Genomic DNA, 14,852 nt, shown 5'->3' with positions numbered 1-14,852 from the left:
ACGGACAGGAGCACACATCATGGCGACGGACCGAGTCGACGCGTTGGTCATCTTCGGGGCGACCGGCGACCTGGCCAAGCTGGAGACCTTCCCCGCACTCGTCGGGCTGGTGGACCGGGGCGTGCTCACCGTCCCGGTGATCGGTGTGGCGAAGAGCGGGTGGAACCTGGACCGGTTCCGCGAGTACGCGGCGCAGTCACTGCGCGACAACAACATGGACCCGGAGTCACCGCCGGCCCGGACGATGCTCGGCCTGCTCCGCTACGTCGACGGCGATCTCGACGATGCCGCCACCTACGAGGCGATGTCGCAGGAGATGGGCAAGGACTGCCGGCGTGCCCTGTTCTACCTGGAGGTGCCACCCGTCCTGTTCGGGCGCATCGCCGAGGGGATCGCGGGCGCGGGCCGGGCGGACGGAGCCCGCGTGATGGTGGAGAAGCCGTTCGGCACCGACCTGGCCAGCGCCATCGCCCTGGACCGGACGATGCACGCCCACTTCCCGGAGGACGCGATCTACCGGGTGGACCACTGGCTCGGCCTGGACCCGCTCAACGACGTCCTCGTCGCCCGGTTCGCCAACTCGATGTTCGAACCCCTGCTCGACCGCGACCACGTGGAGAGCATCCAGATCACGATGGCCGAGGCGTTCGACGTCGCCGACCGCGGCCGGTTCTACGACCACACCGGCGCGATCCGGGACGTCGTGCAGAACCACATGCTGCAGGTGCTCGCCACCGTCATCGCCGATCCACCGGACGGCTCGGGGCCGGACTCGTGGCTCGACGCCAAGTCGCGGGTGATCTCCGCGCTCCGCCCGCTGACCCCCGCCGACGCCGTCCGCGGCCAGTACGACGGCTACCGCGAGGTGGAGGGCGTCGACCCGCTGTCGACGGTGGAGACCTACGTCGCGGTCCGGCTCGCCCTCGACTCGTGGCGCTGGTCTGGCGTGCCGATCCTCATCCGCGCCGGCAAGACGATGCCCGTGACCGCCACGGAGGTCAGCATCCGGTTCCGGCCCGTTCCCTTCGACGTCTTCGGGGTCAGCCGCACCCGCCTGCGCAACACCCTGCGATTCCGGATCTGGCCGAACACCGAGATCGGACTCGCCCTCGCGGGGAAGAAGCCCGGCGCCGGACGCGAGCCTCAGCTGCAGGACCTGGTGTTCGCGGAGGACAGCGGGGCGGACATGCGACCCTATGACCGCCTCATCGGCGCTGCGCTCGACGGGAACCGCGTGTTGTTCGCCCGTCAGGACACCGTGGAGGCCGCCTGGCGGGTGGTCGACCCGGTGCTGGGCGACGTCGTCCCGGTGCACTCCTACCAGCGGGGCACGTGGGGCCCGAAGGAGGCAGATAGCCTGCTGTCCAATGGCGACGACTGGCACGACCCCACGGGTTGACGGGCAGAGCAGGGAGTACGGGGACGAGACCGGAGGACACCGTGTCGGCAGATGATCTGAGTCGGAGCACCGCACACCGGGTCGTGATCGTCGGGGGCGGCTTCGCCGGGCTGTTCGCTGCCCGTGCGCTGCGCCGCGGGGACATCTCCGTCACGCTCGTCGACTCCGCCCAGCACCACCTGTTCCAGCCGCTGCTCTACCAGGTGGCCACCGGGATCCTGTCCGAGGGCCAGATCGCCTCTCCCCTGCGCGACGTCCTGAAGCGGCACACCAACGTCGAGTGCGTGCTGGCGGAGGTCGTCGACGTGAACCCGGCGGGCCGCGAGGTCGTTGCCCTGCGCCCGGGCGGCGAGCGGATGACGCTGCCCTACGACGACCTGATCGTGGCCGCAGGCGTGCAGCAGTCGTACTACGGGCACGACGAGTTCGCGCAGTGGGCACCCGGGATGAAGACCATCGCCGACGCACTGGACATCCGGCGCCGGGTGTTCGGTGCGTTCGAGCTTGCCGAGACCGCATCGGACCCCGACGAGCAGCGGCGCTGGCTCACCTTCGCCGTGGTCGGTGCCGGGCCCACCGGGGTGGAGCTGGCAGGGCAGATCCGCGAGCTCGCCGCCCGGACGCTGCGGTCGGAGTTCCGGCGCATCCGCCCGGAGGACGCCCGCGTCCTGCTCTTCGACGGCGGCACCGCACCGCTCGCGTCCTTCGGCAGGTCGCTGTCGGGCAAGGCGGCCGCGGCGCTGCAGGAGATGGGCGTGGAGCTGCACCTCGGCTCGATCGTGAGCAACGTGGACGCCCGCGGCATCGACGTCCGGGACAAGGCCAACGGAACGACCGCCCGCTACGAGGCGGGCACCGTGATCTGGGCCGCGGGGGTGGAGGCGCCACCGCTCGCCACGGCGCTCGCCGCCGCCACGGACGCCCAGCAGGACCGCGCCGGGCGCATCCAGGTGGAGCCGGATCTCACGATTCCCGGACATCCCGACATCTCCGTCGTCGGCGACATGATGAGCCGCGACGAGCTGCCCGGGGTGGCCGAGGTCGCCATGCAGGCCGGGCTGTATGCCGGGCGCCGGGTCAAGCACAAGGTCGAGAACCCCGGTGCCCGGGAGGTCGGCCGGTTCCGCTACCACGACCTCGGATCGGCCGCCTACCTGTCCCGCGGCAACGCGGTCGTCTCCGCCGGGCCGCTGCGCTTCGCCGGGCTCCCGGGCTGGCTGGCCTGGCTGTTCATCCACCTCGCCTTCCTCACCGGCTACCGCAACCGGCTCAGCGCCGTGATCACCTGGGCCTCGTCCTTCATCCGCGACCAGCGCCACGAGCGCACCTACACCACGCAGCAGATCGACCAGCTGCGCGACGTCTATCAGGCGCAGTCGGGGCAGGACCGGCCCGCGGCCGGACCGGCACCCCGGCCCGCCCCGTCGAACACTCCGGAGCGGCCTGCGCGCAGCCAGTAGGCGCCTAGCCTCCGGAACATGCGCGTACTCGTCACGGGCGGAGCGGGTTTCATCGGCTCGCACGTCGCTGATCGCCTGGCATCCGACGGACACGACGTCCTGCTCCTCGACGCTCTCCTGCCCCAGGCGCACGCCGGTGCGCCGCCGGCGTGGGTCGAGGGCCACGAGCTCGTGCACGGCGACGTCCGCGACGCCGAGCTGCTCGGCCGGCTGCTCCCGGGTACGGACGCCGTCTGCCATCAGGCCGCGATGGTGGGGCACGGCGTCGACCCCGGGGACGCACCCGACTACGTCGCGCACAACGACCTCGGCACCGCGGTGCTGCTCACCGCCATGTACAACGCCGGAGTGCGCCGGCTGGTGCTCGCCGGGTCGATGGTGGTGTACGGCGAGGGCCGGTACGACTGCCCGGAGCACGGCGTCGTGCGGCCCGGCCCGCGCGCCCAGGAAGACCTCGACGCGGGCCGCTACGAACCGAGGTGCCCGCGCTGCGGCCGCGACCTCGTGCCGGGGCTCGTGCCGGAGGACGCCCAGCTCGACCCACGCAGCACCTACGCAGCCACGAAGGTGGCCCAGGAGCACCTGGCGGGAGCGTGGGCGCGGCAGACCGGCGGCAGCGTCTGGTCGCTGCGCTACCACAACGTCTACGGCCCACGCATGCCACGCGACACCCCCTACGCGGGCGTGGCCTCGATCTTCCGCTCCGCGCTGGAACGGGGTGAGGCGCCTCGGGTGCTGGAGGACGGCCGCCAGCGGCGCGACTTCGTCCACGTCACGGATGTGGCGGCCATGAACGTGGCCGCCCTCGGCACCGAGCCGCCCGCACCCGGCGTGAACGCCGTGAACGTCTGCTCGGGTGAGCCGCACACCGTCGGGGAGCTCGCCGCTGCCCTCGCCGCGGCGATGGGCGGCCCGCCGCCCGTCATCGCGGGAGGCGCCCGGCCGGGCGACGTCCGGCACGTCGTTGCGGACCCGGCGAAGGCAGCCGCCGTGCTGGGCGTGCGGGCGGAGACGACCTTCGCCGAGGGCGTCACGCAGTTCGCCCGTGATCCGATGCGAGCCCCGGCTGGATCATCAGCAGGGGCATGACCAGCGCAGACGTCACGGATCGGTAAGGGCGGAACGGCCACACCAGACTCTGATCACGTCCACCATCGGGGTCGTGCACGGCTCTCTCGAGATCATCCTGCCCTGCCTCGACGAGGCGGAAGCCCTGCCGGCCGCTCTGGCCGGACTCCCCGATGGCTGGCCGGTCCTCGTCGTCGACAACGGCTCCACCGACGCCACCGGCGACGTCGCGCGCGCCTGCGGTGCCCGTGTGGTGGTCGAGCCGCACCGCGGCTATGGCGCCGCGGTCCACGCGGGCCTGCTCGCGGCGCGCGCCGACGTCGTGGCGGTCCTCGACGGCGACGGCTCGCTCGACGCCGGTGCTCTACCTGCGATGGCCGACGCCGTCCTGTCCGGTCGGGCCGACCTCGCCGTGGGGCGCCGGGTTCCGGACTCGGCGTCGGTGTGGCCGTGGCACGCGCGTGCCGGGAATGCGGCCATCGCCGCGGTGCTGCGGCACCGTGGCGTTCCGGTGCACGACATCGCGCCGGTGCGGGTGGCGCACCGGCAGTCCCTGCTCGACCTGCAGGTCATGGACCGCGCCTTCGGCTACCCGCTGGAGATGCTGCTGCGGGCCGGGGCGGCCGGCTGGCGAATCGCAGAGATGCCCGTGCCGTACCGGGCACGCGCCGGTGGGCGGTCGAAGGTGTCGGGGTCGGTGCGCGGTTCCCTGCGGGCCGCGAGGGACATGGCCGGGCTGCTCCGGTGAGCCCTGCGAGACCCGGTGTCGCGCTCCTGGTGCTCGCCAAGGCACCGCAGCCGCACCGCGTGAAGACCCGGCTCTGTCCCCCCGCCACCCCCGACGAGGCCGCGAACCTGGCCGCCGCGGCGCTGCTGGACACACTCGACGCCGTGCGCGCGGTCCCCCGCGGGTGCCCGGTCGTCGCGATGACGGGGAAGCTCGCGGAGTCCGCCCGGGCACGGGAGGTCGGCGCGGCACTGTGCGGCGTCCCGATCGTGATCCAGCGCGGCAGCGACCTGGGACACCGCATCGCCGCCGCGCACGCCGACACCGCCGCACTGGCCCCCGGGCTGCCCACGCTGCAGCTCGGGATGGACACCCCGCAGGTGGATGCCGCCCTGCTCGGCGATGCCGCCGCCCCGCTGGTCGCCGACGGGCCGCGGCCGGTCGATGCCGTGCTCGGCCCGGCCGCCGACGGCGGCTGGTGGACACTCGGTCTGCGAGACCCACGGGCCGCAGCCGTGATCGCCGACGTGCCCACGTCCCGGGCCGACACCGGTGAGCGCACGCTGCGAGCGTTGCGGGACGCGGGGCTTCGGGTCGCTCTGCTGCCGACCCTCACCGACGTCGACACCGCTGCCGACGCTCTGGCCGTGGCCTCGGCAGCGCCGTGGACGAGGTTCGCGGCGGCCCTGGGGGCGATGCCGGCATTCCGTAGCGCGAGGGGCTCGTGCTGATCGCCGGCTTCGACCCCGCACTCGTCGCCGAAGCGGCGCGACTGGTCCGTAGCGATGGGAGCGAGGTCGAGCTCGCCGTGGATCGGTGGCGACACCGGGCAGGCGGCGAGGACCGGTGGCTGCTCGACCACTGCACAGGCCCGACGCTCGACCTGGGCTGCGGTCCCGGCCGGCTCGTCGAGGCGCTGGTCAGGCGTGGTCTCCCGGCGCTCGGCGTGGACGTCTCGGCGGTGGCGGAGACCGCGTGCCGCAGGCGGCGGGCACCGATGGTGCGCGCCGACGTGTTCGCCCCTCTCCCCGAGGAGGGGCGGTGGGGCCACGTGCTGCTCGCCGACGGCAACATCGGCATCGGCGGCGACCCGCTACGCCTGCTCAGGCGGGCCGCCGAGCTCGTGCGCAGGGGCGGCACGGTACTCGTGGAGACCGGCGGACGGCCGGAGGAGTTCTGGCGCGGCACGGCTCGCGTCCACACCGCCGCCGTGGCGGGCGCCCCCGTGCCGTGGGCGGCGGTGGGCGCCCGCGCGGTCACCCTGATCGCCGCGGAGGCCGGCCTGCGCCTGACCCGGTGCCACACCGGGGCGCGCAGCTTCGTGGAGCTGACGGTCGGCCGCGGCCGTCCCGTCACCAGACAGTGAGCAGCAGGTGGTTCACGGCCAGCGCGAGCAGCGCCTGAGCGGCGAGCCAGTACCCGATCTGCCGGCGGGGCAGCAGCCCGCACGGCACCACCAGCCACACGGCGAACGGGAGCCAGATCCGCTCGACCTCGCCCTTGGACATGCCTGAGACATCCGCGAGGAGGACCGCGGCCAGGGCGGCTGACGCGAGCAGCGCCGGCCCCGCGGGTAGGGCTCGCGGGGCCGCCGCCGCGCGGCGCAGGCCGGCGACGACGGCAGGCCCGACGGCGAACACCAGCGCGGCGAGATCGGCCCACACGAAGTACCCGTAGGGACGGGTCTGCGCGATGCTCGCCGCATAGATGACGCGGACGTCCTCGTACCCGGTGAGCCACCAGAACCCGGCCGCGGTGAACGCGGCCACCACGAGCGCTGCGCCGAGCACCGCGAAGGTCGCCGCCCGCCACGCGCGGGTCAGCGCGACCACGACGATCGGCAGCAGGCCGCCCAGCGCCAGGCCGTAGGAGAGGTAGAGCACGTAGCCCAGCAGGAGCCCGCCCGCGAGCGCCGCCCCATCGGCGCGGCGCCCCCGGCTGGTCGCGCCGAGCGCGAGCAGCGCCACCCCCCAGGCGAGCACACCCGCGAACATCCCGTCGGCCGAGACCCCGACCCACACCGCACCCGGCAGCAGGACGCCGAACGGCAGCGTGCGCCGGGCCAGGTCCTCGGCGCCGAGCGCGCGCAGCGCGACCGCCACCGCGACGCAGGCCGACGAGCCGACCAGCACCACGAACAGGCCGGCCGCCCCTCCGCCACCGAGCCCGATCCGGTCCAGTAGGACGAAGAGCAGGAACACGCCCGGCGGGTGGGCGCCCACATGGGTCGTCCAGTGCACCGGCTGGTTCGTGAGGATGTGGTCGGAGAACGTGCGGAGCATCCCGAGCACGCTCCCCACCTTGGGAACGTCGTACAGGTACTCCTGATCGCTGGTCAGCCGCCCGACCACGCCGCGCTGCCAGCCGTCGACGAGCGCCAGGGAGAGGGTCCAGACCGCTGCCGCGCCCCACGCGGACGCCACGAGCGGACGCCAGTGCATGCGCTCGGCGAGCCCCGGCCCGTGTACGGCCACGAGCACGGCCGTGACCAGCGCGACCGGAGTGCCAGGGCCGACGTGTGGCAGCCATTGCGCCAGCAGCGGCGGGAAGCCCAGGAAGATGTTCACGCCTGCGTGCAGCAACTGCCACCCGACCAGCGCCGCCGCGGCGACGAGACCGACGGCGGCGACGACCGCCATCAGGTCCCGCCGGAGGTCCGGAGGCCGGGTCACGCGCTCGGCTCGGGTGGCAGGTGCACTCACACCAGGACGCTAATGCGGCAACACCGGGGTAGGCCGCGCACGCCAGCGATCCGTAAGGAATTGCGACGGCACCGATCTCCGTCGATGTCTCCATCTACGGGAGACATCACACGTCCGTGCACAAGCCGCCTTCCGCGGGTCTTGTGTCGGGCGGCACATCCCCGGTAGGCGGAGGGGCATGGCGGCGAACAGGAGCGGGGCGGTGGCTCGGCGGCTGCTGCACCACGCCCCGGCCGTCCGCGGCGCCGTCGGGCTCGGCGCCGCGATCGGGGTCGTCACAGCCCTGCTGGTGATCGCCCAGGCCGAGCTGCTGTCGAGCACCGTCGCCCGGGCGTTCCTCGGTGGCGCCGGTCTCGGCGAGCTCACGGTGCCGCTCGTGGCCCTCCTGGGTGTCGTGGTGGGCAGGGCGGCGCTGGGCTGGGGCGGGGAGGTCGCGGCCCAGCGGGCGGCGGCGGGCGCGGTCGCTCAGCTGCGGGCCGCCGTGCTCGACCACGTGCTGCGGCTGGGGCCGCGCCATCCCGGGCTCCCGCCCACCGGGGAGCTGGCCACGCTGGCGAGCCGCGGGGTGGACGGTGTCGACGGGTACGTCGGCCGCTACCTCCCCCAGCTGGTGATCGGCGCCATCGTGCCGCTCGTCGTCGCCGTGCGAATCCTCACGGCCGACTGGGTCTCGGCGCTGGTCGTCGGCGTCACGATCCCGCTGATCCCGCTGTTCATGGTGCTGATCGGGTTGCACACGAAAGCCCGGACGGCTCGGCAGTGGCGGGCGCTCTCCGTGCTCGGTCACCACTTCCTCGATGTCGTGGCCGGGCTCGACGTGCTGACCGCGTACGGGCGCGCGCGGCGGCAGCGCGGGCAGATCGCGGAGATGTCGGAGCGCTACCGCGCCGAGACGATGCGCGGACTGCGGGTGGCGTTCCTCTCGTCGCTGGCGTTGGAGCTGCTGGCCACGCTCTCGGTGGCGCTGGTCGCGGTGTCGGTGGGGCTGCGGCTCGTCGGTGGGGACCTGGACCTCGCGACGGGGCTCCTCGTGATCGTCCTGGCCCCCGAGGTGTATCAGCCGCTGCGGGCCGTGGCCGCCCGTTTCCACGACAGTGCCGAGGGCGCCGCCGCCGCGGGAAGCGTCTTCGCCGTGCTCGACACACCCGCCGACGCGCCGGCACCGGGACGGGCGGTGGCCGCACCCGACCCGTCGACGGGGCCGGTGCGGCTGGACGCGGTCGGGGTGAACGGGCGGTCCGGCCCGGTCCTCGACGCCGTGACGATCGCGATCGCCCCCGGTGAGGTGCTCGGCATCACCGGTCCCAGCGGGGCGGGCAAGTCGACGCTGCTCGACCTCCTGCTCGGCTGGCGGCGTCCGGACTCGGGGGTCGTGTCCGTCGCCGGGACCGACCTCGCCGACGTCGACCGCGACGCCTGGCTGCGCCGTGTCGCCTGGGTGCCGCAGCGCCCGGTGCTGGTCGCCGGCACCGTCGCGGAGAACCTGCGGCTGGGTGCCCCCGACGCCACCGACGCCCAGCTGGCCGCCGTCGCCGCGACAGCCGCGCTGGACCTGCCGCTCGACACCCCCGTGCACGAGCGCGGCGAGGGGCTCTCCACAGGGCAACAACGGCGCGTCGCTCTCGCCCGGGCGCTGCTCGCCGACCGTCCGCTGCTCCTGCTCGACGAGCCGACCGAGGGTATCGACGCCGACACCGAGTCGGCACTTCTCGCAGCCCTCCCTGCGGCGCTCGCCGGGCGCACCGCCGTGGTGGTGAGCCATCGGCCAACGGTGCTCGGCCTGTGCGACCGGGTGATCGCGCTCCCCGGCTCGCCCGCTCCCCCGGATCTGGCTGCCCGCGAACCGGCGCCCGCTCCGGACACGGCGGCTGCGGCCCGCCCGCCGGATCCGGTCCTCGCCGTCGTCCCGCCCACCCCGGACGCACAGCGAGCGGGCCGGAACGGCCTGCTCGCCCTGGTTCGCCCGCACCGCGGGCGGCTCACCGTCGCGGTGCTCGCAGGCAGCGGCGCGCTGGGGAGCGCCGTCGCGCTCGCGGCCACCTCGGCATGGCTGATCTCCGCCGCAGCCCTGCACCCTCCGGTGCTCACGCTCATCGTGGCGATCGTCGCGGTGCGCACGTTCGGGCTCTCGAAAGGCATCCTCCGCTACGCCGAGCGGCTGGCCTCGCACGACGTCGCGCTGCGGGTGCTCGCCGGCCTGCGGATCCGGCTGTGGGACGCGCTCGTGCGGATGGGGCCCGCGGTGAGCGCCCGGCAGCGGTCCGGCGAGCTGCTGTCGCGGATGGTCGGCGACGTCGACGCGCAGCAGGACGTGCTGGTCCGGGCGCTGGTGCCTGCGGCGTCGGCCGCGGTGGTGGGCGTCGGCACCGCGACGCTCCTGGGCGTGCTCCTTCCGGAGGCGGGAGTCGTGCTCGCGGCAGGCCTGGTCTGTGCCGGGATCATCGCGCCCGCCCTCACCGTGGCGCTCGCCCGGCGGGCCGCCCGCCGGACCGCGGCGGCCAGGGGCGCGGTCGTGGGCGCCGTCGTCGAGTTGCTCGACGGGAGTCCCGACCTGATCGCCTTCGGCGCCGCGGGCGAGCGCCGTCGCACGGTGGCCACGCTCGACGGTCGGCTTCTCGCGCTCCATCGTCGGGCGGCGACCGCCACCGGCCTCGGGATCGCGCTGACAGTGCTGGCCGTCGGGGTCGCCACCGTGTGCTGCACGGCGCTCGGGGTGGCCGCGCTGCGGGCAGGTGTGCTGCCCGGCACGGCGCTGGCCGTGCTGGCCCTCACCCCGCTGGCCACCGCTGAGCTGGTGGCGGCGTTGCCGGACGCCGCGATGCGCCTGGCCACGGCGCTCCCGGCGGCGCGTCGGCTGGCCGAGCTGGAGCGGGCCCCCGCCGCCGTGTCGGAACCGGACGACCCCCGTCCCGCCCCGCCCGGGCAGCGGCTGGACACCCGCGCCCTCGCCGTCCGATGGCCCGGCTCGGATCGCGACGCCGTGACCGGTCTGGACCTCCGGCTCGGCCACGGCGAGCGATTACTCCTCACCGGCCCGACGGGCAGCGGCAAGACCACCGTGCTAGCCGCGCTCCTGCGCACCCTCGACCCGTCGGCCGGGGCCGTGCACCTCGACGGCGTCGACACACGCGAGGTGCTCGGGGACGACCTGCGCGCCCGGATCGCCTGGTGCGGCCCCGCCACGCACCTGTTCGACAGCACGCTGCGGGAGAACCTGCTGCTGGCCCGCCCCGACGCCCGCGAGGACGAGATCACCGACGCCCTGCGCCGCGCAGGGCTCGGCGACTGGTCCGCCGGCCTGCCCGAGGGACTCGACACCCGGGTGGGGCTCCACGGCGGCGCCGTCTCCGGCGGGGAGCGGCAGCGGATCGGGCTCGCCCGGGCGCTGCTCGCCGACCGCCCGGTGCTGCTGCTCGACGAGCCCACCGCGCACCTCGACGCGGACACCGCCGCGCTCGTCTGTGCCGACCTGCTGCGCGTGACGACCGGACGCACGGCACTCGTGGTCACCCACCGCCCCCAGGAGCTGCCCGGACTCCCGAGGGTGTGCCTGCCCGTCCGACACGACGCCCCCGCGGGGATCGGCCAGGGACACCACTAGCGTGCGTCCGCGAGTCGGTGCTTCAGGCGCTGGAGGTGCGTCGTCCATCGGGAGCGGTCACCGCTGCATCCGCGACGCGGCCGCCGATGCCCTGCCGGTCGCTGCAGCGCGCCAGTGAGCGTCTCGCAAGATCCGCGAAAGCGGTGTCGACGCTGGAGTCCAGCCGTCGGAGCTCGTCGAGCACGGCGGGACGACGGTCGGGCGGCACCGTGTCGAGCAGGCCGTCGAGCAGCGCCCGCAGCCGCCTGCACACCTGAGTGGACGCGGCGCCGTACTCCCGGATCTCGGTGACCGCCAGCTGGAGGTACTCCGCCCAGTCGCGTCCCGGCAGCACCACCCGTGCGGTCCCGTCCCGACCGGCGAGCACGTACTGACGGCGCAGCCGGGTGCCGGCCACGGCCTCGAGGAACGCTTCGATGTGGTCGAGCACCTGGACCGCCGTCGTGGGGTCGTTGATGGCCGGGGAGAGCGCCTTGATCGCGATGTCGACGAGGACGCGCAGCGCGAAGGACGGATCCTGCTCGATCGTGCGCTCCCGCCCGAGCGCGAACAGGCCCTGGAGGTGACCGTCCGATGGGGGCGCCGCGCCGTGCACCTCGATGAGTGGGGTCCCCCGAGCTACGAAGTCCCCGACGGTGCGGACCAGCACGAACGTGCAGTCGAGCCGCTCGGCCATGGCGACCAGCGCCGGCACGTTCACGGCCTGCACCGCTCCGGCCCGGCCCGCTGGCACCACCAGGACCGGCTCACCGCGCGGTGCCGCAGCAGGCTGGTCGACGACGGGCCGCGCGTGGGCGTGCTCTCCCAATCGGGCCAGCACGTCCTGTCCCGCCTGCCCGACGATCGCAGCGACCGCGACCGGCCGCAACCGGTGCGTGAAGCGGTCCAGGTAGATCAGCAAGAGCGCGAGGCTCGCCGCCACCGCGACGCCTGCCGTGGTGACGCCGATGTCCGGAACGAAGTCGGTCTCAACGCGGCGCAGCAGTGAGAACGCGAAGGCGAACGTGCCCGCGAACGTCGCGAGCACCACCTTCTGCAGGCGGTCGCGGTACCAGAGCCGCATGTACCGGGGGGACAGCGTGCCCGTGGCCTGCTGCACGACGAGAACGCCGATCGTGACGACGAAGCCGAGCAGGGCGACCATCGCCCCCACGATCGCGGTGAGCACGCCACTGGCCGTCGACGCCGAGTAGGTCCAGCCCGGCGGCACCCGCAGCGAGCTGTCGGCCAGGATGGCGGCCTGCGCGAGAAGGGCTCCGGCACCCAGGCCGAGCAGCGGCAGCACCCACATGCTGCCCTTGACCGACTGGCGCAACTCGAAGCGGGTGGCCCAGGACAGCGCCCTGGGCATCAGCGCACTCCCACGCCCCGCTCCGCCGTCGTCACGTCATTTTTTCCCGCGCGACCGCGGCGAGTAGCCGGACCGCTCGGCATCGCTCCACGCTCCCGCGCCTGCCCCCATCGCCGCTCTCGCCTGCTGCCACTTCAGGTTCGCGATCTCGTGGGGCGGCAGGTCCACTCGCTGGTACCAGCGTCTGCTCGCGGTGATCGCCGCGATGCCACACATCACGAACCCGGCCAGTCCGGCGAGGCTCGCCACGGCGAGCGCCACCCCGGCACCGAGCAGCAGCCTGCCGTCGAGGTCCTGCAGGGACGGGTCGGTCCTGCGGTCACTCATCTCCCGCCTCCTCTGTTTCGGCACCATCACGACGCGCGGCAGACCCGCTCCGCCGGTCCGAGCCTCGCAACGTCTGCCGCTGGTCCGCATCACCCGGCAGGGATGACCAGCGCAGCGACGGACGGGTGGGCGAACGTCGCAGCCCGAGCCCCTCGAGCCAGACCACGAGCTGGTGATGCACGGCGTCGGCCCCGACGAGGGACCAGTCGACCGGCCAGTCCGCCGGGTGGATCAGCACCGCGCGGGACTGCCAGCCGCCCAGCCCGCCGTGACAGCCGACGAGCTCCTCGAACGCGGCCACCTCGGCGGTGGAGGGGTCGATACGGCTGTTCACCAGGATGTCGCCGACGTGCGGAAGCCCGTCGTGGCGGCGCAGGTCATCCGCTGCGTAGAGCCCGAACGGCGCGAGTGGATCCACGCCCTCCACGTGGTCGTCGTCGAGCCTGCGGAGGCCCGCCGGGCCGAGCACGAGCGGACCGTGGGCGCGGGAGCGCACCATGACGAAGCCGATCCCGGGATGCGCCGTCAGCCCGCTGAGCAGTCGCGGATGCGTCTCCTGGATGTCCTCGAGCGTGAGGCGCCCCGGCACCCGGGGAAAGTAGACGAGGCCGAGGTTGCCGGACGCGGCCACGACGAGCTCCGGGAGCGGACCGTCCGGCGACCGCTCCGCGGGCGCTTCCGGCACCTCTTGCGGGCGGCGTCGCCGCTGGACGCGCCGGGGCAAGCCGGCCGCGACCCTGCCCTCCGCGCCCAGCTCGTCGATCAGGGTGTTGACCCGTCCTTGCTGTTCACTCGTCCCCTCCTGCGCCGTGGCGAGCACGTCGGCCTCCGTGCTGAGCAGTCGCCGCACGACATCCTCCAGCCGCTCGCCGAAACGCTGCAGGAACGTGGCGCCCTGGCTCTGCCCGTGGTCGGACAGCACGACGAACCGGTACGGCCGGGGCGCGGCCAGGGCGATGCGCTCCAAGGTGCCGAGCACCCGGTCGATCCCTTCGAGCGAGGCGAGCGACTCCGGACGTGTCGGACCGGCGTGATGCGCGATCTCGTCGTAGTCGACGAAGTCGCAGTACAACACCGGCACGCCGCGCCGGATGTGCTCCGCGACGAGGTAGGTGTTCAGCTCCCGCAGCAGCACGTTCGTCACTCCGCGCAGGAGCACGTAGGTCCCGCCGCGGTGGACGCGTGGCTCGATCCGATGCACTCGCTGGCGACGGCCCTGGTAGACCTCCTTCATCATCTCGCCGCTGGTCAGCACCAGCGAGCGAGTCAGCCCGAAGGGGTCCATGACGTACGCCGAGAGCGACCGGGCAGGTCCGCGGCGCGCCCGGTTCGCCCGGACCGTGCTCATCGTCAGCATGCTGGTGGCCGCGTCGCCGGAGAAGATGTTGGAGAGGCTCACCCCGCCGTCGGCGAGCAGCCCGCGTCCGTTGGACATCCGTGACTCGAGCAGCGCGCTGTCGCGCGGGTGGTTGGTGACGACGAGCCGCCCCAGACTCTTCTCCCACCATCGGAACGCCGGGACCTGCGCGCTCGCACCGTGCAGGAGTCCCGCCTGGCTCGCCGGCGTGGTCGCGGGCAGCTCGGCGTGCCACTCGGCGAGCTTGTGGCTCCCCGACCGGATCCAGCGGCTCAGCGTCGGCAGATTGCCGGCCTGCACGACCCAGCGGGCGAGCGGCGCGGAGAGCCCGTCGATCTGGATCATGACGACACCGGGGACGTCTGTCCTCGGGGCTGTGCGGGTGGACCTGCGTGTGCTGCGCAGCAGGTGCGCCGCGACAGCGCCGTCGTCGCCGGCGGTGACGAACCAGCTCACGATGCTGACCACGAACGCGTACAGCCACGATGCCCAGAAGGCGTCCCAGAACCCGCCGACCCGTATGCCCGGCGTCACGGACAGGACCAGGTACATCAGCACGGCCTGGGTCAGGAGCCAGCCCACGAAGACGCCGGCCCACCCGAGCCACGCGGCGACCGCCGTGAACATCGGCCGCAGCGCGGCCGCGAGTAGTCCGAGGAGCGCGGCGGCGAGCAGGACGTCCTGTTCCGCCCGAGCGGACACCCCCGGTATCACCGCGATCGTGAGTGCGAGTGCGCCCCATCCGGCGAGGAGGAGCAGGACCACCCGGAACACCGCGGCCCCGAACTCGCGCCGCCCCGGCCACCCGTCGGAGCGCACGGTCAGGTCGCCCCCACGCGACACCACGTGAAAAGGCACAC

11 protein-coding genes are annotated in these 14,852 nt (G+C 73.9%); 7 read left to right on the top strand and 4 right to left on the bottom strand.

The window, feature by feature from the left end:
* Positions 1-19: 19 nt before the first annotated feature.
* From zwf to ABD743_RS24930, 6 genes are all read left to right on the top strand, one after another.
* A complete protein-coding gene (gene zwf / locus ABD743_RS24955) occupies positions 20-1,399 on the top strand; it encodes a glucose-6-phosphate dehydrogenase (protein WP_344724630.1) in 1,380 nt (459 codons plus the stop codon).
* A 41-nt stretch (positions 1,400-1,440) separates the two neighbouring features.
* Positions 1,441-2,859 carry an NAD(P)/FAD-dependent oxidoreductase gene (locus ABD743_RS24950; RefSeq protein ID WP_344724629.1) on the top strand — a complete coding sequence of 473 codons (1,419 nt, stop codon included), beginning with the start codon at positions 1,441-1,443 and terminating at the stop codon, positions 2,857-2,859.
* An 18-nt stretch (positions 2,860-2,877) separates the two neighbouring features.
* Positions 2,878-3,948, top strand: coding sequence for an NAD-dependent epimerase/dehydratase family protein (locus ABD743_RS24945; RefSeq protein WP_344724628.1), 1,071 nt, complete (start codon positions 2,878-2,880; stop codon positions 3,946-3,948).
* Between the two features lie 73 nt (positions 3,949-4,021).
* Entirely contained in the window at positions 4,022-4,675 is a 654-nt protein-coding gene (locus tag ABD743_RS24940; RefSeq protein WP_344724627.1) for a glycosyltransferase family 2 protein, read from the top strand.
* On the top strand, positions 4,672-5,385 hold the full coding sequence (locus ABD743_RS24935) for a TIGR04282 family arsenosugar biosynthesis glycosyltransferase (RefSeq protein ID WP_344724626.1): 714 nt from the start codon (positions 4,672-4,674) through the stop codon (positions 5,383-5,385). Before ABD743_RS24940 ends, ABD743_RS24935 begins: the two co-directional genes overlap by 4 nt.
* On the top strand, positions 5,379-6,020 hold the full coding sequence (locus tag ABD743_RS24930) for a class I SAM-dependent methyltransferase (protein WP_344724625.1): 642 nt from the start codon (positions 5,379-5,381) through the stop codon (positions 6,018-6,020). Before ABD743_RS24935 ends, ABD743_RS24930 begins: the two co-directional genes overlap by 7 nt.
* Here ABD743_RS24930 and ABD743_RS24925 read toward each other — a convergent pair.
* Complete coding sequence (locus ABD743_RS24925) at positions 6,007-7,356, bottom strand: hypothetical protein (RefSeq protein WP_379658868.1); 1,350 nt, start codon at positions 7,354-7,356, stop codon at positions 6,007-6,009. The genes ABD743_RS24930 and ABD743_RS24925 overlap by 14 nt on opposite strands.
* A 178-nt stretch (positions 7,357-7,534) precedes the next feature.
* On the opposite strand from ABD743_RS24925, the gene cydD reads away from it, so the two are divergent.
* Positions 7,535-10,957 carry a thiol reductant ABC exporter subunit CydD gene (gene cydD / locus ABD743_RS24920; protein WP_344724624.1) on the top strand — a complete coding sequence of 1,141 codons (3,423 nt, stop codon included), beginning with the start codon at positions 7,535-7,537 and terminating at the stop codon, positions 10,955-10,957.
* Positions 10,958-10,979: 22 nt separating this feature from the next.
* Here the strand turns inward: cydD and ABD743_RS24915 are convergent, their stop codons facing one another.
* The 3 genes from ABD743_RS24915 to ABD743_RS24905 are packed head-to-tail and all read right to left on the bottom strand — an operon-like array spanning position 10,980 to position 14,850.
* Complete coding sequence (locus ABD743_RS24915; RefSeq protein WP_344724623.1) at positions 10,980-12,308, bottom strand: DUF2254 domain-containing protein; 1,329 nt, start codon at positions 12,306-12,308, stop codon at positions 10,980-10,982.
* A gap of 36 nt (positions 12,309-12,344) precedes the next feature.
* On the bottom strand, positions 12,345-12,635 hold the full coding sequence (locus tag ABD743_RS24910; RefSeq protein ID WP_344724622.1) for a hypothetical protein: 291 nt from the start codon (positions 12,633-12,635) through the stop codon (positions 12,345-12,347).
* Entirely contained in the window at positions 12,628-14,850 is a 2,223-nt protein-coding gene (locus ABD743_RS24905; protein WP_344724621.1) for a phage holin family protein, read from the bottom strand. Before ABD743_RS24905 ends, ABD743_RS24910 begins: the two co-directional genes overlap by 8 nt.
* Positions 14,851-14,852: the final 2 nt, after the last annotated feature.

The sequence above is a fragment of the Pseudonocardia yunnanensis genome (assembly GCF_039534065.1).
GTDB lineage: Bacteria > Actinomycetota > Actinomycetes > Mycobacteriales > Pseudonocardiaceae > Pseudonocardia > Pseudonocardia yunnanensis.
The sequence above is the reverse complement of the archived record's forward strand: the minus strand, read 5'-3'. Positions and strand labels throughout refer to the sequence as shown.

Coding starts and splice junctions, on each gene's coding strand:
- zwf (WP_344724630.1), top strand. CDS start 20: ATGGCGACGGACCGAGTCGACGCGTTGGTCATCTTCGGGGCGACCGGC.
- ABD743_RS24945 (WP_344724628.1), top strand. CDS start 2,878: ATGCGCGTACTCGTCACGGGCGGAGCGGGTTTCATCGGCTCGCACGTC.
- cydD (WP_344724624.1), top strand. CDS start 7,535: ATGGCGGCGAACAGGAGCGGGGCGGTGGCTCGGCGGCTGCTGCACCAC.
- ABD743_RS24915 (WP_344724623.1), bottom strand. CDS start 12,308: ATGCCCAGGGCGCTGTCCTGGGCCACCCGCTTCGAGTTGCGCCAGTCG.
- ABD743_RS24910 (WP_344724622.1), bottom strand. CDS start 12,635: ATGAGTGACCGCAGGACCGACCCGTCCCTGCAGGACCTCGACGGCAGG.